We start from the raw sequence: 16,109 nt of genomic DNA, 5'->3' as shown, positions 1-16,109 counted from the left end.
CCATGACGTCCGCACTGTTTATTCCGGAGCTGGGCCAGTTGGCGATGATCCTCGCCCTGTGCTTCGCCATCGTCCAGGCCGTGGTGCCGTTGCTCGGTGCCTGGCGCGGCGACCGCCTGTGGATGAGCCTGGCCCAGCCGGCCGCCTGGGGTCAATTTGCGTTCCTGGTGTTCGCGTTCGGTTGCCTGACCTACGCCTTTATGACCGATGATTTTTCCGTCGCCTATGTGGCTAATAACTCCAATAGCGCGCTGCCGTGGTACTACAAGTTCAGCGCCGTGTGGGGTGCCCACGAAGGCTCGTTGCTGCTGTGGGCCTTGATTCTCGGCGGCTGGACCTTCGCCGTGTCGGTGTTCTCGCGCCAATTGCCGCAAGTCATGCTGGCGCGGGTGCTGGCGGTGATGGGCATGATCAGCATCGGCTTTCTGCTGTTCCTGATCATGACCTCCAACCCGTTCAGCCGCATCCTGCCGCAGATCCCGGCAGACGGGCATGACCTCAACCCGCTGCTGCAGGACATCGGCCTGATCGTGCACCCGCCGATGCTCTACATGGGTTACGTCGGTTTCTCGGTGGCCTTCGCCTTCGCCATCGCCGCCTTGTTCGGCGGGCGCCTCGATGCCGCCTGGGCGCGCTGGTCGCGGCCGTGGACCATCGTCGCCTGGGCCTTTCTGGGCATTGGTATCACCTTGGGTTCATGGTGGGCTTACTACGAACTCGGTTGGGGCGGCTGGTGGTTCTGGGACCCGGTGGAAAACGCCTCGTTCATGCCATGGCTGGTCGGTACGGCACTGATCCACTCGCTGGCCGTCACCGAAAAGCGCGGCGTGTTCAAGAGCTGGACCGTGTTGCTGGCCATTGCGGCATTTTCCCTCAGCCTGCTCGGCACCTTCCTGGTGCGTTCGGGTGTGCTGACGTCGGTGCATGCGTTTGCGTCCGACCCTGAGCGTGGCGTATTCATCCTGATCTTCCTGCTGTTTGTGGTCGGCGGCTCGCTCACCCTGTTCGCCCTGCGTGCACCGGTGGTCAAGAGCCAGGTCGGTTTCAACCTGTGGTCGCGGGAAACCCTGCTGCTCGGTAACAACCTGGTGCTGGTCGTCGCCGCGTCGATGATCCTGCTCGGCACCCTTTACCCACTGGTGCTGGATGCCTTGAGCGGCGCCAAGCTGTCCGTTGGCCCGCCGTACTTCAACGCGCTGTTTATTCCGTTGATGGGCTTGTTGATGGTGGTGATGGCGGTCGGCGTGCTGGTGCGCTGGAAAGACACCCCGGTGAAATGGCTGGCCGGCATGCTGATGCCGGTGCTGTTGGGCAGTGTGGCCCTGGCGGTGATCGCCGGGATCGCTTACGGCGACTTCAACTGGGCGGTGCTCGCCACCTTCCTGCTCGCCGCCTGGGTGTTGCTGGCCGGCGTGCGCGATATTGTCGACAAGACCCGCCACAAGGGCCTGATCAAAGGCCTGCCAACCTTGACCCGCAGCTACTGGGGCATGCAAATCGCCCACCTCGGCATCGCCGTGTGCGCCCTCGGCGTGGTGCTCTCCAGCCAGAACAGCGCCGAGCGCGACCTGCGCCTGGCGCCGGGTGAGTCGATGGACCTGGCCGGTTACCACTTTATCTTCGACGGCGCCAAGCACTTTGAAGGCCCGAACTTTACGTCCGACAAAGGCACCGTCCGTGTGGTGCGCAACGGCCAGGAAGTGGCCGTGTTGCATCCGGAAAAACGTCTGTACACCGTGCAAAGCTCGATGATGACCGAAGCCGGGATCGACGCCGGTTTCACCCGCGACCTCTATGTGGCATTGGGTGAGCCGCTGGGCGACGGCGCCTGGGCTGTGCGCGTGCACGTCAAACCGTTTGTGCGCTGGATCTGGTTCGGCGGCTTGCTCACCGGTTTCGGCGGGTTGCTGGCCGCGCTGGACCGGCGTTATCGCGTCAAAGTAAAAAGCCGTGTGCGCGAAGCTCTCGGCCTGCAAGGAGCGGCGGCATGAAGCGTTGGTTGATGGTGTTACCGCTGGCGGCCTTTCTGGTGATGGCGGTGTTCCTGTATCGCGGGTTGTACCTGGACCCGGCCGAGTTGCCTTCGGCGATGATCGGCAAGCCTTTCCCGGCGTTCAGCCTGAAGACCGTGCAGGGCGACAAGACCCTGACTCAGGCCGACCTGCTGGGCAAACCGGCGCTGGTCAACGTGTGGGCGACCTGGTGCATCTCGTGCCGCGTCGAACACCCGGTGCTGAACAAACTGGCCGAGAAGGGCGTGCTGATCTACGGCATCAACTACAAGGACGACAATGCGGCGGCCTTGAAATGGCTCGCGGAGTTCCACAACCCGTATCAGCTGGATATCCGCGATGAAGACGGCAACCTCGGTTTGAACCTTGGCGTGTACGGCGCCCCGGAAACCTTCTTCATTGATGCCAAGGGCGTGATCCGCGACAAATACGTCGGCGTGATCGACGAAGTGGTCTGGCGTGAGCAACTGGCCGCCAAGTACCAGGCGCTGGTCGATGAGGCCAAGCCATGAAGCGTCTGTTAGCCGCTGCGGTGCTGGCGTTGGGATTGGCCGGCGTGGCTCACGCCGCCATCGACACCTACGAATTCGCCAAGGACGGAGACCGCGAGCGGTTTCGCGAACTGACCAAGGAACTGCGCTGCCCCAAGTGCCAGAACCAGGACATCGCCGACTCCAACGCCCCGATCGCCGCCGACTTGCGCAAAGAGATCTTCCGCATGCTGGGGGAGGGCAAGGACAATCAGCAGATCATCGACTTCATGGTCGACCGCTACGGTGATTTCGTGCGCTACAAACCGGCCCTCACCGGCAAGACCGCGCTGCTCTGGTTCGGCCCCGCCGGGCTGTTGCTGGCCGGTGTGGTGGTGATGGCCGTGATCGTGCGCCGTCGCCGCGCTGCGCCGACTGATGGTTCCGATGCGCTCTCCCCGGACGAACGCAAACGCCTCGACCAATTGCTGGACACCAAGACTGATGATTGATTTTTGGCTCGCAGCAGGGTTGCTGCTCCTGATTGCCCTGAGTTTCCTGTTGATCCCTGTATTGCGCGGTCGCCGTGCCCAGCGTGAAGAGGATCGCACCGCGCTGAACGTGGCGCTTTATCAAGAACGCGTGGCCGAGCTGCAAGTGCAGCAGGACGAAGGCGTGCTGAATGCCACGCAACTCGACACCGGCCGCGCCGAAGCGGCCCGCGAGCTGCTGGCTGACACCGAAGGCGTGGAAAAGCCCCGCGAATCGCGCCTGGGCAAACCGCTGCCGTTGTTGGCGGCGTTTCTCGTCCCGGTGCTCGGCGTTGCGCTGTACCTGCATTACGGGGCGAGCGACAAGGTCGAACTGACTCGCGAATTCTCCCAGCCGCCGGTGTCCATGCAAGACATGACCCAGCGCCTGGAGCGTGCCGCCGCTGCCCAGCCGGACTCGCCGGAAGGCTTGTACTTCCTCGGTCGCGCCTACATGGCCCAGGACCGTTCGGCTGATGCGGCGAAAGTCTTCGAACGCACCGTGGCGTTAGCCGGTCGCCAGCCGGAGCTGCTCGGTCAGTGGGCTCAGGCGCAGTACTTTGCCGACAACAAGCAATGGTCGCCCAAGGTTCAGGCGTTGACCGACGAGGCGTTGAAGCTGGACCCGAAAGAAGTGACCAGCCTTGGTTTGCTTGGCATTGCCGCTTTTGAAGGTCAGCGCTACCAAGAAGCAATCGACTATTGGAATCGTCTGCTGGCGCAATTGCCACCTGAAGATAATTCACGTGTTGCCCTGCAAGGTGGCATCGACCGCGCGGCCGAGAAGCTCAAGGAAAGCGGCGGCACCGTCGCGCAAAAAACCGTGATGACCGTGCGTGTGGACCTGTCTGCCGAGGTGAAGGCCAACGCCTTGCCAACCGATAGCGTGTTCATCTTCGCCCGTGCCGTAAACGGTCCGCCGGCGCCGCTGGCCGCCAAGCGCGTCACTGTTGCCGAACTGCCGGTCACGGTCGAACTGGGCGATGCTGACGCGATGATGCCGCAGTTGAAACTGTCGAACTTCCCCGAAGTCCAACTGGTTGCGCGCATATCCCGGGCCGGTCAACCGACCACTGGCGAATGGATCGGCCGCAGCCAACCCTTGGCCAGCAGCACCACTGCCTTGCAGAAGCTGACCATCGACCGTCCGGACCAGTAAATCGAGGAAACGCCTATGACCGCTCTTGCACGCATCACCCTGCTCAGCCTGGTACTCGGCCTGAGCGCTTGTGCGGTCCACCGGCCACCTCCCGCGCCCACCGGCCCGACCATCCCGCCGTCGGGCCCGTCGACTCAACCCAGCACCAAGCCTTCCGGCCCGGTAACCCCAGCGCCGAAACCGCTGCCGAGCAAGTCGCCAACCTTCGCCCCGCCGCCGGGCGCCGCCAGCCACTGGGACGGCAAGATGCAGGTGTATGTGCTGGACGAGCAGCCCGACACCTTCTACCGCCAGCGCACCTACTACCGTTGGAGCAACGGCTGGAGCCGCTCCATCAGCCCGAACGGGCCATGGGAGGAGACCGATGTGCACGGCGTGCCACCGGGGTTGAGCAAGCAATACGCGCAATAACAAAAGGCGACCTTCGGGTCGCCTTTTTTATGAGCCTGAAATGCAATCAACTGTGGGAGCTGGCTTGCCTGCGATAGCGGTGTATCAGCTACCCATCTGCCAACTGACCCACCGCCATCGCAGGCAAGCCAGCTCCCACACTAGATCGCCTCAGCCATCAGGCCACGGGGCACTCGCGATTCAGCGCTTGATCCACCAACAACTGCGCAATCTCAACCATCTGCACCACCGCCGGCACCTGTTTGCGGCTTGAGCCGTCCAAATGCTCAGCACAGTCGTAGGCACACACCGTCGCCGATTCCAGCATCTCGCTGGCATTGCTCAAGGCAACTTCGGTACTGAGGCCGGGGCGGACGGTGAAGATGAGGTTGGGTGGGGTTTGTGGGGTGTCATCCGAGGTGGATGGCGGGGGATTGGGTGTGACTTTTTTCATGGTGAAGCTCCTATGAATGAGCACCTCCATTTCGCTACCACACGATGTAAGGAGGCGACTGTACACGGGGTGGTAGACCGGTCATAGAAACCCGGCAGGCCGAAGCCTCCCGTGCACAGCCGCCACAAAGCAGCCCGCACAAAAAAACGCCCGTAAGCGTTTTGGGGATCTATGAAAGAACCGGGCTACCACACCCGTTCGCTGATTTTGCAGCGACCCGCGAAGGTTAGCGGCGAGGTTGCTCGGACGCAACCTGAAAGATGTGTAGGGCAGGTCCTAACAAGAGGGCAGCTAAAAAGAGGGAGCTATACGTCGTTACCGATCGTTCCCACGCTCCGCGTGGGAATGCATCCCGTGACGCTCTGCGTCACCGTTGCGCAAAGCTTCGCCTGATTCGGGACGCAGAGCGTCCGAGGCGGCATTCCCACGCAGAGCGTGGGAACGATCAAAGTCCTACAGCTACTTCCAATCTTTCATCAAACCTTCATCAAACGGTTTTACTCCAGTCATGTGCAAGTCATAGGGCTGACACAGCCCGCGCCTACTGTCGTTTGTACTCAAACGCAGCCACGGACGGCTGTTCAACCAGACAGAGAAGCCCATGACTCACGCTATCCATGTCGATCACTTGAACAAGACCTTTGCGAAGAAATCCGCATTAGTCGACCTCGAACTTACCGTTGCCACCGGTGAGATGGTCGCGCTGATTGGCGCTTCCGGCTCCGGCAAGTCGACCTTGCTGCGCCACCTGGCGGGCCTGGCCTGTTGCGACAAGAATAATGGCGGCAGCGTCAAGGTGCTCGGCCGGGAAGTGCAGGCCAGCGGCCGGTTGAACAGCAAGGTGCGGCGCCTGCGCTCCGACATCGGCTACATCTTCCAGCAGTTCAACCTGGTCAACCGCCTGAGTGTGCTCGACAACGTGCTGCTCGGTTGCCTGGGCCGCATGCCGCGCTGGCGTGGCAACCTCGGCCTGTTCAATGCCGAGGAAAAACAGTTCGCCATGGAGTCCCTGGCCCGCGTCGGCCTGGCGGACCTGGCCGCGCAACGTGCTTCCACCTTGTCCGGCGGCCAGCAGCAACGCGTGGCGATTGCCCGGGCCCTGACCCAGCGCGCCGAAGTGATCCTCGCCGATGAACCCATCGCTTCGCTGGACCCGGAGTCGGCCCGCAAGGTCATGGAGATCCTCGCCGACATCAACGGTCGCGACGGCAAGACCGTGGTGGTCACCCTGCACCAAGTCGATTACGCCATGCGTTATTGCCCGCGAGCCGTGGCGCTCAAGGGCGGCCGAATTCACTTCGATGGCCACGCCAGCGAGCTGAGCAGCCAGTTCCTCAATGATTTGTACGGTGCCGATGTCGACACCAGCCTGATGTTTTCCGACCAGACCCGCACCACCGTCGTCCCCGCACGGTTGGCCCTGGCTCGCGCTTGAAACCCCAATAACGACCCACAGGAATCCTCTCCATGTTGAACCGTATCGGTCATGTGTTTCTGTCTGCCGTGCTGCTCGCCAGCGTGGCCATGGGCAATGCCCAGGCCGCCGACAAGGCGATCAATTTCGGCATCATGTCCACCGAGTCTTCGCAGAACCTCAAGAGCATCTGGCAGCCCTTTCTGGATGACATGCACAAGAAGACCGGCCTCACCATCAACGCCACCTTCGCCTCCGACTACGCCGGCCTGATCCAGGGCATGCGCTTTAACAAGGTCGACGTGGCCTGGCTGGGCAACAAGGCCGCGATGGAAGCGGTGGACCGTTCCAACGGCGAAATCTTCGCCCAGACCGCTGCCGCCAACGGTGCCGCCGGTTACTGGAGCGTGCTGATCGTGCGCAAGGACAGCCCGATCAACAACGTCGATGACATGCTCAAGAACGCCAAGAACCTGACCTTCGGCAACGGTGACCCGAACTCCACCTCGGGCTACCTGGTACCGGGCTACTACGTGTTCGCCAAGAACCACGTTGATGCCGCCACCGCCTTCAAGCGCACCCTCAATTCCAGCCATGAAGTCAACGCACTGAGCGTGGCCAAGGGGCAGTTGGACGTCGCCACCTTCAACACCGAAAGCTGGGACCGCCTGGAAGTCACCCAGCCCGACAAGGCCGCCCTGCTCAAGGTGATCTGGAAGTCGCCGCTGATCCCCGCCGACCCGATGGTGTGGAGCAAGGCCCTGAGCGACAGCGAGAAAACCAAGATCCGCGATTTCTTCGCCAACTACGGTGACACCGACGAAGAGAAGGCCGTGCTGAAGAACATGCAACTGGGCAAGTTCCTCAAGTCCAGCGACGACCAACTGCTGCCGATCCGCCAACTGGAGCTGTTCAAGCAGCGCACCACCATCAGCGCCGACGACAAGCTGGAAGCCGCCGACAAGGCCAAGAAGCTCGCCGACATCGACGCCGACCTGGCCAAGCTGCAAGAGCGCATCACCGAGCTGGACAAGAAGACCGCAGCCAACGGCTAACCCCCTGTAGGAATCGGGTTCATGTGGGAGCGGGCTTGCTCGCGAATACGGTGTGTCATTCAACGCATCCGGCGACTGAGTCACCGCATTCGCGGGCAAGCCCGGCTCCCACATAAGCCTTGCCCACACACTTATTGAGAGTGACCCATGACTACCTTGCATGCTGAAGCAGTGGGCAAAAGGACTTGGCCGCAGTACCTCGGCTGGGGCCTGTTCCTGATCCTGCTGGCCTGGGCCTGGCACGGCGCCGAAATGAACCCGCTGGCGCTGTACCGCGACTCCGGAAACATGGCGACCTTCGCCGCCGACTTCTTCCCGCCGGACTTCCACGAATGGCGCTCCTACCTCAAGGAGATGATCGTCACCGTGCAAATCGCCCTCTGGGGCACGGTGCTGGCGATTGTCTGCTCGGTGCCGCTGGGCATCCTGTGCGCCGACAACATCACCCCATGGTGGATCCACCAGCCGCTGCGCCGGGTGATGGATGCCTTCCGTTCGATCAACGAAATGGTGTTCGCGATGTTGTTCGTGGTCGCGGTGGGCCTCGGTCCTTTCGCCGGTGTTCTGGCCTTGTGGATCAGCACCACCGGCGTGCTCGCCAAGCTGTTCGCCGAAGCCGTCGAAGCCATCGACCCGGGCCCGGTTGAAGGCGTCAGAGCCACCGGCGCCAGCGCCCTGCAAGAGGTGATCTACGGCGTGATCCCCCAAGTGATGCCGCTGTGGGTGTCCTACGCGCTCTACCGTTTCGAAGCCAACGTGCGCTCGGCGACGGTGGTGGGGATGGTCGGTGCCGGCGGGATCGGCGTGATCCTGTGGGAGAACATCCGCGCCTTCCAGTTCGTGCAGACCTGCGCGGTGCTGCTGGTGATCATCGTGGTGGTGAGCTGTATCGACGTGCTGTCCCAACGCCTGCGCAAGCAGTTCATCTGACTACGGAGGGGTGCCCCAGGGCGCTTTTTTTTAAGCATGCAGTTGTCTAGACAAGATGAGCCGGTGTACCGCGAACTCGCCGATATCCTGCGCCGCGAACTGAGCAGCTATCAGGCCGGCGACTTCCTGCCGGGCGAGGTGCAGCTGGCCGAACGCTTTGGCGTGAACCGCCACACCCTGCGCCGGGCCATCGATGAGCTGGTGTTCGAAGGCAGCCTGTTGCGCCGCCAGGGCAAGGGCACCCAAGTGCTCGACCGCCCGCTGATTTACCCGATGGGCGCCGAGACCTCCTACAGCCAATCGCTGTCGGCCCAGGGCGTGGGCGTGGAAGCGCTGCTGCTCAAGCGCCGCTACTGCTTCGCCAGCCGCGAAGAGGCGCAGCAACTGGGCATCGCCGAGATGGCACCGATGATCGAGCTGCAAACCTTGCGCAAGCTCAATCACCAGCCGGTCAGCCTGATCCGCCACCGCTACTGCGCCAGCCGTGCGCCGTTGCTGGCGGACTACAACGGCGGCTCCCTGCGCCATTACCTGCGCGAGCGCGACCTGCCGTTGACCCGCACCCACAGCCTGATCGGCGCGCGCTTGCCCAACCGCGACGAAGCCGCGCTGCTGATGATGCCCCGGCATTTGCCGGCGCTGACGGTATTCACCCTTTCCCGCGATCGCGACGGCCGCCCGGTGGAGCTGGCGCAGTCCACCAGCCGTTCCGATCGCTTCCAGTACCAAGTGGTGACCTGATGGAGACCCCGATGAACCTGTCCCCGCGTCAACACTGGATCGGCGTGCTCGCCCGCGCCTTTCGCAGTGAATTGCTGCCCCATGAAGACGCCCTGCGCGACGTGGATTACCAACTGATCCGCGCCCCGGAAATCGGCATGACCCTGGTGCGCGGCCGCATGGGCGGCAATGGTGCGCCGTTCAACGTCGGCGAAATGAGCGTCACCCGCTGCGTGGTGCGCCTGGCCGACGGCCGCACCGGCTACAGCTACCTGGCCGGGCGCGACAAGGTCCACGCCGAGCTGGCGGCCCTGGCGGATGCGCATTTGCAGGGCGCGCACCCGAGCATCTGGCTCAGCGATTTGATCCGCTCGCTGGCCAACGCCCAGGCCGAACGCCGGGCGCAAAAAGAGGCCGACACCGCCGCCACCAAGGTCGAGTTCTTCACCCTGGTTCGAGGAGAAAACTGATGAATGCCCAACTCTTGCAACCGGCGTTCGTAGACCCGGTGCTGGATGCCCAGCGCGGTTTTCGCGGCGCCCTCAAGGCCCTCGCCGAGCCCGGTTTGATCCAGTCCTTGCCCGCAGCGCCAAGCCTTGAAGGCCTAGCGCCGGGCACCTACGCGCTGTGCCTGGCACTGCTGGATACGGACACGCCGCTGTGGCTGGCACCGAGCTTCGACACGCCGCTGATTCGCGCCAACCTGGCCTTCCATTGCGGCTGCCCGCTGACCACACGCCGGGAAGAGGCCGCGTTCGCCTTGCTCGGTGAACAGGACTTGCTCGACCTCGGCGGCTTCGACCACGGCAACGACCGCTACCCCGATCAGTCCTGCACCTTGCTGGTCCAGTTGACCGACCTGGAAGCCGGTCGCGCCTTGAACTGGCAAGGCCCGGGGATCAAGACCCAGCGTCAGGTCAACCTGCCGGTGCCTCAAGCCTTCTGGCTGGAGCGCCAACGCCGCGAAACCTTTCCACGTGGCCTGGACGTGTTGTTCGCCGCCGGCCATCACCTGATCGGCCTGCCACGCAGTACCCGAATTGCACAGGAGCGTGCCTGATGTACGTAGCCGTTAAGGGTGGCGAACAGGCCATCGACAATGCCCACCGCCTGCTGGCGAAAAAACGCCGGGGCGATACATCCATTCCTGAACTGAGCGTGGAGCAGATCCGCGAGCAACTGCCGCTGGCGGTCGCCCGGGTGATGAGCGAAGGCTCGTTGTACGACACGGAGCTTGCCGCACTGGCGATCAAGCAAGCGGCGGGGGATCTGGTGGAAGCGATCTTCCTGCTGCGGGCCTACCGCACCACGTTGCCGCGCTTCAGCCCGAGCCTGCCGATCGACACCGCGCAGATGTCGTTGAGCCGACGTTTGTCGGCCACGTTCAAGGACGTGCCGGGCGGCCAACTGCTGGGCCCGACCTTCGACTACACCCATCGCCTGCTGGATTTTGCGCTGCTGGCCGAAGGTGAATACCCTGGCCCGCAAACCGTACCGGATGCGACTCTGGAAGCGTGCCCGCGGGTGCTGGGCTTGCTGGCCAAGGAAGGCCTGATCAAGAACGAATCCGACGACACCGGCAGCGTCGCCGACATCACCCGCGACCCCTTGGAATACCCGGCCAACCGTGCCCAGCGCCTGCAAGCCCTGGCCCGTGGCGATGAGGGTTTCCTGCTCGCGCTGGGTTACTCCACCCAGCGCGGGTACGGCCGCAACCACCCATTCGCCGGTGAGATTCGCATTGGCGACGTAGAGGTGTGGATCGACCCGCAAGAACTGGGTTTCCCGGTCTGCCTGGGCAGCATCGAAGTCACCGAGTGCGAGATGGTCAACCAGTTCGTCGGCTCGGCCACCGAGCTGGCGCAGTTCACCCGCGGCTACGGTCTGGCGTTCGGGCATGCCGAGCGCAAGGCCATGGGCATGGCCCTGGTGGACCGCTCGCTGCGGGCCAGCGAGTTCAACGAAGAGATCGTCTCGCCGGCCCAGCAGGAAGAATTCGTACTGTCCCACTGCGACAACGTCGAGGCGGCGGGCTTTGTGTCCCACCTCAAATTGCCTCACTACGTGGACTTCCAGTCCGAGCTGGAACTGATCCGCAAACTGCGCCAACCGGCCGAGGGCACCCGCCATGAATGACCTGACTCAAACGCCTGCGCGTGACCCGGCGTACAACTTCGCCTACCTGGATGAGCAGACCAAACGCATGATCCGCCGCGCCTTGCTCAAGGCCGTGGCGATCCCCGGTTACCAGGTGCCGTTCGGTGGCCGCGAGATGCCGCTGCCTTACGGCTGGGGCACCGGCGGCATGCAATTGACCGCCGCAATTCTGGGGGCCGACGACGTGCTCAAGGTGATCGACCAGGGCGCCGACGACACCACTAACGCCGTGTCGATCCGCCGCTTTTTCGCGCGCACGGCGGGGGTTGCCACCACCGAAAGCACCCCGGACGCCACGGTGATCCAGACCCGCCACCGCATCCCGGAAACTCCGTTGCAGGCCGACCAGATCATGGTTTACCAGGTGCCTATCCCGGAGCCGCTGCGCTTTATCGAGCCGTCGGAAACCGAGACCCGCACCATGCACGCCCTCAATGACTACGGGGTGATGCACGTAAAGCTCTACGAAGACATCGCCACCTTCGGCCATATCGCCACCAGCTACGCCTACCCAGTAATGGTGGACGAGCGCTACGTGATGGACCCCTCGCCGATCCCGAAATTCGACAACCCGAAACTCGACATGAGCCCGGCGCTGATGCTGTTCGGTGCCGGTCGCGAAAAGCGCCTGTACGCGGTGCCGCCGTACACCCAGGTCAACAGCCTGGACTTTGAAGACCACCCCTTCGAAGTGCAGAAGTGGGAACACAACTGCGCCATCTGCGGCAGTCACGATTCGTTCCTCGATGAGCTGATTCTGGATGACGCCGGCACCCAGAGTTTTGTGTGTTCCGACACCTGGTACTGCGCCCAACGGGTGAAGGAGAGCAACCAATGATCCAGGCCTTGATGAAACAACCACCGCTGAGCGTGCCCGTCGAGCCGTTGTTGCAAGTGCGTGACCTGTCGCTGCTGTACGGCCCGGAAAAGGGCTGCCAGGGCGTGAGCTTCGACCTGTATCCCGGCGAAGTGCTGGGGATTGTCGGCGAGTCGGGCTCGGGCAAATCCACCTTGCTCTCGCTGCTCAGCGGTCGCCTGCCGCCCCAGGCCGGCAACATTGGCTATCGCGGCAAGGACGGCGAATGGCTGGACCTGTACAGAGCCAGCGAAGCCGAGCGCCGCACCTTGCTGCGCACCGAATGGGGCTTTGTCGAGCAGAACCCACGGGACGGCTTGCGCATGGGCGTCTCGGCCGGCGCCAACATTGGCGAGCGCCTGATGGCCCAGGGCGTGCGTAATTATCAGCAGCTGCGCGGCGCGGGTCTGGACTGGCTGAGCCAGGTGGAAATCGACCCGCAACGCATCGACGACTTGCCCCGGACCTTCTCCGGCGGCATGCAACAGCGCCTGCAAATCGCCCGCAACCTCGTCTCCAGCCCGCGTCTTGTCTTCATGGACGAACCCACCGGCGGCCTGGACGTGTCGGTGCAAGCGCGCTTGCTCGACCTGTTGCGTGGCCTGGTGCGCGAGCTGGACCTGGCCGTGGTGATCGTGACCCACGACCTCGCCGTAGCACGCTTGCTGGCCGACCGCCTGATGGTGATGCGCCGTTCGCGGGTGGTGGAAACCGGGCTGACGGACCAGATCCTCGACGATCCACAGCACCCTTACTCTCAACTGCTGGTGTCTTCGGTATTGCAGCCATGATGAATGCCTTGATCGAGGTCCGTGACCTCTCGAAAACCTTCACCTTGCACCAGCAACACGGCGTGGTGCTGAACGTGCTGCGCGGGGTGGAGTTCAGCGTGAAAGGCGGCGAGTGCCTGGTGCTGCACGGCCAGTCCGGCGCCGGTAAAAGCACCTTGCTGCGCACCTTGTACGGCAACTATCTGCCGGCGGGTGGCAGCATCCGCGTGCAGCACCTCGGCGAATGGCTGGAGCTGGTGGGTGCCGAGCCCCGTGAGGTGTTGCAAGTGCGCCAGCAGACCCTTGGCTATGTCAGCCAGTTTCTGCGGGTGATCCCGCGTGTGGCCTGCCTGGACGTGGTGATGGAGCCGGCCCTGGCCCGCGGCTGGTCCCGGGACCTGGCGCGCTCCCGTGCCGAACTTTTGCTCAGCCGCCTGAACATTCCCCAGCGCCTGTGGCAGCTGGCGCCCGGCACCTTTTCCGGTGGCGAACAACAGCGGGTCAACATCGCCCGCGGCTTCATGGTGGCCTGGCCAGTGATGCTGCTGGACGAACCCACCGCGTCACTCGACGACAGCAATCGCCAGGTGGTGCTGGAACTGATGAACGAAGCCAAGGCAGCCGGTGCCGCCTTGATCGGCATCTTCCACGACCGCGCCGCCCGTGAAGCGGTCGCCGACCGCCATTTCGACATGACCCCCGCGCCTGTTGCCCAAGAGGAATACGCCCATGCCCGCTGAACAGATCCTCAGTAATGCCCAGGTCGTCACCGCTGACCGTGTATTTCTTGGCTCGGTGGTGCTGCGTGACGGGCTGATCGTCGACATCGCCGAAGGCCGCAGCCAGTTGCCCCAGGCCCAGGACCTGGACGGTGATTGCCTGCTGCCGGGCCTCGTGGAATTGCACACCGACAACCTGGAAAAACACATGACCCCGCGCCCCGGCGTGGACTGGCCGTCCACCTCGGCGGTGCTCAGCCATGACGCGCAGATCATCGCGGCCGGCATCACCACGGTGTTCGACGCGGTGTCCATCGGCGATGTGAACCCCAAGGGCAACCGCATGCAGAAACTGCCGGCGATGCTCAACGCCATTGCCGCTGCCGAAAGCGCCGGCCTGACCCGTGCCGAACACCACCTGCACCTGCGTTGCGAGCTGTGCCACCCGGACACGTTGAGCGTGTTTCGCGACCTGGTGGAAAACCCGCTGGTGCGCCTGGTGTCGGTGATGGACCACTCGCCGGGCCAGCGCCAGTTCGTGCTCGAATCCAAGTACCGTGAGTACTACATGGGCAAGTACCACCTGAACGACGAGACCATGGATGCGTTCATCAAGCTGCAAATGGCCAACTCGAAGGAATACAGCGACCGCTACCGCGCCGCGATCGTCGAGCATTGCCTGACGCGCGGGCTGTCGGTGGCCAGCCATGACGATGCAACCCTGGCACATGTCGAGGAGTCGGCGGGCTACGGCATGACCATCGCCGAATTCCCCACCACCCTGGAAGCGGCGCGGGGCTGCCAGGAACTGAACATGAAAGTACTGATGGGCGCGCCGAACGTGGTGCGCGGCGGGTCCCACTCGGGTAATGTGGCCGCCGCCGGCCTGGCTGCCGAGGGATTGCTGGATATACTTTCCAGTGACTACTACCCGGCCAGCCTGCTGCAGGCGGCGTTCGTGCTGGCCGATCAGCAGGACGGCGGCGATCTTTCCCGGGCGGTGAAGATGATCAGCCTGGCGCCGGCACATGCTGCGGGCCTGAGTGATCGCGGCGAAATCGCCGTGGGCCTGCGGGCCGATCTGGTGCAAGCGAAAAAAAGCCGCGACGGACTGCCAGTGGTCCAACAAGTCTGGCGACAAGCGAAGAGGGTGTTTTGATGGCGGGCAGGTTGATCTATCTCATCGGACCATCGGGTTCGGGCAAGGACAGCCTGCTGGATGCCGCACGACCGCGTTTGGCCGAGCGGGGCTGCCGCATTGTGCGGCGGGTCATCACCCGCTCGGCGGAAGCGGTGGGCGAGGCCGCGCAGGGTGTGAGCCCGGCGCAGTTTGCCGCGATGGAGGCCGAGGGCGCGTTTGCCCTCAGCTGGCACGCCAACGGGTTGTCCTATGGCATCCCCCGGGAGATCGATGAATGGCTGGCGGCGGGGCACGACGTGCTGGTCAACGGCTCCCGTAGCCATCTGGCGCAAACCCGGCTGCGTTACCCGAACCTGCTGGTGGTGTTGCTGACGGTGGACCAGGCGGTGTTGCGCCAGCGCTTGCTGGCGCGGGGCCGTGAATCCCTGGCGGACATTGATCTGCGGCTGGCGCGCAATGCCCGATTCGCCGACAGCTTGAGCACGGCAGCAGACGTGTTCCTGCTCGACAATTCCGGCCAACTGGAACACACGGTCGAGCGCTTGCTGGGCTGCCTCGACGGGCAGCCGGCATGCGCCTGACACTGCTGGGCACCGGAGACGCGCGGCAAGTCCCGGTGTACGGCTGCGAGTGCGCCGCCTGTGGTCTGGCCCGCAGCGACGAAAGCCTGCGACGCCGCCCATGCAGCGCATTGATCGAGTGCGGCGACCAGCGCTGGTTGATCGACAGCGGGTTGTCCGACCTCACCGAACGCTTCCCGCCGCGCAGCTTCAACGGGATTTTCCAGACGCACTATCATGCCGATCACGCCCAGGGCCTGCTGCATTTGCGCTGGGGCCAGGGGCTGGTGATTCCGGTGCATGGTCCGGTGGACGCGGAAGGTTTGTCCGACCTGTACAAGCACCCCGGCGTCCTCGATTTCAGCCAGCCGTTTGCCGAGTTTGAAACCCGCCGCTTTGGCGAGCTGAGCGTCACGGCGTTACCGCTGCTGCATTCCAAACCCACCTTGGGTTACCTGCTGGAAGGCGAGGGGCGGCGCATCGCCTACCTCACCGACACTGTTGGCCTGCCACCCGCCACCCGCGACTGGCTGCAACGCGAGCCGCTGGATGTGCTGGTGCTCGACTGCTCCATGCCGCCGCAGCCGCAGGCACCGCGTAACCACAATGATTTGACGCTGGCGTTGCAGTGCATTGAGGAGGTCGGCGCCGAATGGGGCGTGCTGACTCATGTGGGGCATACGCTGGATGCGTGGTTGTTGCAGCATCGGCGCGAGTTGCCGCGCAACGTCACCGTAGGCTGGGATGGGCGGGTGTTGTAGTGGGCTCGGGT

At 63.7% G+C, this 16,109-nt stretch carries 19 protein-coding genes; 18 read left to right on the top strand and 1 reads right to left on the bottom strand.

What is annotated here, in order from left to right:
- Positions 1 to 2: 2 nt before the first annotated feature.
- From JFT85_RS07345 to JFT85_RS07325, 5 genes are read left to right on the top strand one after another with little or no spacing between them, the layout of a single operon-like run.
- A complete protein-coding gene (locus JFT85_RS07345) occupies positions 3 to 1,991 on the top strand; it encodes a heme lyase CcmF/NrfE family subunit (protein WP_201229586.1) in 1,989 nt (662 codons plus the stop codon).
- Positions 1,988 to 2,524: a DsbE family thiol:disulfide interchange protein gene (locus JFT85_RS07340; protein WP_053255190.1), complete on the top strand. Its 537-nt coding sequence runs from the start codon at positions 1,988 to 1,990 to the stop codon at positions 2,522 to 2,524. The genes JFT85_RS07345 and JFT85_RS07340 overlap by 4 nt, the downstream gene beginning before the upstream one ends.
- Positions 2,521 to 2,994: a cytochrome c-type biogenesis protein gene (locus JFT85_RS07335; RefSeq protein WP_053255191.1), complete on the top strand. Its 474-nt coding sequence runs from the start codon at positions 2,521 to 2,523 to the stop codon at positions 2,992 to 2,994. The genes JFT85_RS07340 and JFT85_RS07335 overlap by 4 nt, the downstream gene beginning before the upstream one ends.
- Complete coding sequence (gene ccmI / locus JFT85_RS07330; protein ID WP_053255192.1) at positions 2,987 to 4,171, top strand: c-type cytochrome biogenesis protein CcmI; 1,185 nt, start codon at positions 2,987 to 2,989, stop codon at positions 4,169 to 4,171. Before JFT85_RS07335 ends, ccmI begins: the two co-directional genes overlap by 8 nt.
- A gap of 15 nt (positions 4,172 to 4,186) precedes the next feature.
- Positions 4,187 to 4,582 carry a hypothetical protein gene (locus tag JFT85_RS07325; RefSeq protein ID WP_201229585.1) on the top strand — a complete coding sequence of 132 codons (396 nt, stop codon included), beginning with the start codon at positions 4,187 to 4,189 and terminating at the stop codon, positions 4,580 to 4,582.
- A 157-nt stretch (positions 4,583 to 4,739) separates the two neighbouring features.
- Here the strand turns inward: JFT85_RS07325 and JFT85_RS07320 are convergent, their stop codons facing one another.
- Positions 4,740 to 5,015 carry a DUF6124 family protein gene (locus tag JFT85_RS07320; protein WP_201229584.1) on the bottom strand — a complete coding sequence of 92 codons (276 nt, stop codon included), beginning with the start codon at positions 5,013 to 5,015 and terminating at the stop codon, positions 4,740 to 4,742.
- 601 nt (positions 5,016 to 5,616) lie between these two features.
- Here JFT85_RS07320 and phnC point away from each other — a divergent pair.
- The 13 genes from phnC (at position 5,617) to phnP (ending at position 16,098) form a co-directional block, all read left to right on the top strand.
- Complete coding sequence (phnC, locus tag JFT85_RS07315; RefSeq protein WP_053255194.1) at positions 5,617 to 6,450, top strand: phosphonate ABC transporter ATP-binding protein; 834 nt, start codon at positions 5,617 to 5,619, stop codon at positions 6,448 to 6,450.
- Positions 6,451 to 6,482: 32 nt separating this feature from the next.
- A complete protein-coding gene (gene phnD / locus JFT85_RS07310) occupies positions 6,483 to 7,484 on the top strand; it encodes a phosphonate ABC transporter substrate-binding protein (protein WP_069552269.1) in 1,002 nt (333 codons plus the stop codon).
- Positions 7,485 to 7,631: 147 nt separating this feature from the next.
- Positions 7,632 to 8,414, top strand: coding sequence for a phosphonate ABC transporter, permease protein PhnE (gene phnE / locus JFT85_RS07305; protein ID WP_003210621.1), 783 nt, complete (start codon positions 7,632 to 7,634; stop codon positions 8,412 to 8,414).
- A gap of 36 nt (positions 8,415 to 8,450) precedes the next feature.
- The gene (gene phnF, locus JFT85_RS07300) at positions 8,451 to 9,155 is read left to right on the top strand and encodes a phosphonate metabolism transcriptional regulator PhnF (protein ID WP_073636930.1); all 705 of its coding nucleotides are present in this window, start codon (positions 8,451 to 8,453) and stop codon (positions 9,153 to 9,155) included.
- 11 nt (positions 9,156 to 9,166) lie between these two features.
- Positions 9,167 to 9,604, top strand: a complete 438-nt coding sequence (gene phnG, locus JFT85_RS07295; protein ID WP_053255197.1) for a phosphonate C-P lyase system protein PhnG — start codon at positions 9,167 to 9,169, stop codon at positions 9,602 to 9,604.
- Positions 9,604 to 10,194, top strand: a complete 591-nt coding sequence (gene phnH / locus JFT85_RS07290) for a phosphonate C-P lyase system protein PhnH (RefSeq protein WP_053255198.1) — start codon at positions 9,604 to 9,606, stop codon at positions 10,192 to 10,194. The genes phnG and phnH overlap by 1 nt, the downstream gene beginning before the upstream one ends.
- Positions 10,194 to 11,270 carry a carbon-phosphorus lyase complex subunit PhnI gene (locus JFT85_RS07285; RefSeq protein ID WP_201229583.1) on the top strand — a complete coding sequence of 359 codons (1,077 nt, stop codon included), beginning with the start codon at positions 10,194 to 10,196 and terminating at the stop codon, positions 11,268 to 11,270. Before phnH ends, JFT85_RS07285 begins: the two co-directional genes overlap by 1 nt.
- The gene (locus tag JFT85_RS07280) at positions 11,263 to 12,129 is read left to right on the top strand and encodes an alpha-D-ribose 1-methylphosphonate 5-phosphate C-P-lyase PhnJ (RefSeq protein WP_053255200.1); all 867 of its coding nucleotides are present in this window, start codon (positions 11,263 to 11,265) and stop codon (positions 12,127 to 12,129) included. The genes JFT85_RS07285 and JFT85_RS07280 overlap by 8 nt, the downstream gene beginning before the upstream one ends.
- Positions 12,126 to 12,938 carry a phosphonate C-P lyase system protein PhnK gene (phnK, locus tag JFT85_RS07275; RefSeq protein WP_201229582.1) on the top strand — a complete coding sequence of 271 codons (813 nt, stop codon included), beginning with the start codon at positions 12,126 to 12,128 and terminating at the stop codon, positions 12,936 to 12,938. The genes JFT85_RS07280 and phnK overlap by 4 nt, the downstream gene beginning before the upstream one ends.
- Entirely contained in the window at positions 12,938 to 13,657 is a 720-nt protein-coding gene (phnL, locus tag JFT85_RS07270) for a phosphonate C-P lyase system protein PhnL (protein WP_053255202.1), read from the top strand. Before phnK ends, phnL begins: the two co-directional genes overlap by 1 nt.
- Positions 13,647 to 14,795 (top strand): alpha-D-ribose 1-methylphosphonate 5-triphosphate diphosphatase, encoded by a 1,149-nt coding sequence (locus tag JFT85_RS07265; protein WP_053255203.1) that lies wholly within the window; start codon positions 13,647 to 13,649, stop codon positions 14,793 to 14,795. Before phnL ends, JFT85_RS07265 begins: the two co-directional genes overlap by 11 nt.
- On the top strand, positions 14,795 to 15,358 hold the full coding sequence (gene phnN / locus JFT85_RS07260; RefSeq protein WP_053255204.1) for a phosphonate metabolism protein/1,5-bisphosphokinase (PRPP-forming) PhnN: 564 nt from the start codon (positions 14,795 to 14,797) through the stop codon (positions 15,356 to 15,358). Before JFT85_RS07265 ends, phnN begins: the two co-directional genes overlap by 1 nt.
- The gene (phnP, locus tag JFT85_RS07255) at positions 15,349 to 16,098 is read left to right on the top strand and encodes a phosphonate metabolism protein PhnP (protein ID WP_069552273.1); all 750 of its coding nucleotides are present in this window, start codon (positions 15,349 to 15,351) and stop codon (positions 16,096 to 16,098) included. The genes phnN and phnP overlap by 10 nt, the downstream gene beginning before the upstream one ends.
- Positions 16,099 to 16,109 lie beyond the last annotated feature (11 nt).

It is taken from the genome of Pseudomonas sp. TH04 (genome assembly GCF_016651355.1).
Lineage (GTDB): Bacteria > Pseudomonadota > Gammaproteobacteria > Pseudomonadales > Pseudomonadaceae > Aquipseudomonas > Aquipseudomonas fluorescens.
The sequence above is the reverse complement of the archived record's forward strand: the minus strand, read 5'-3'. Positions and strand labels throughout refer to the sequence as shown.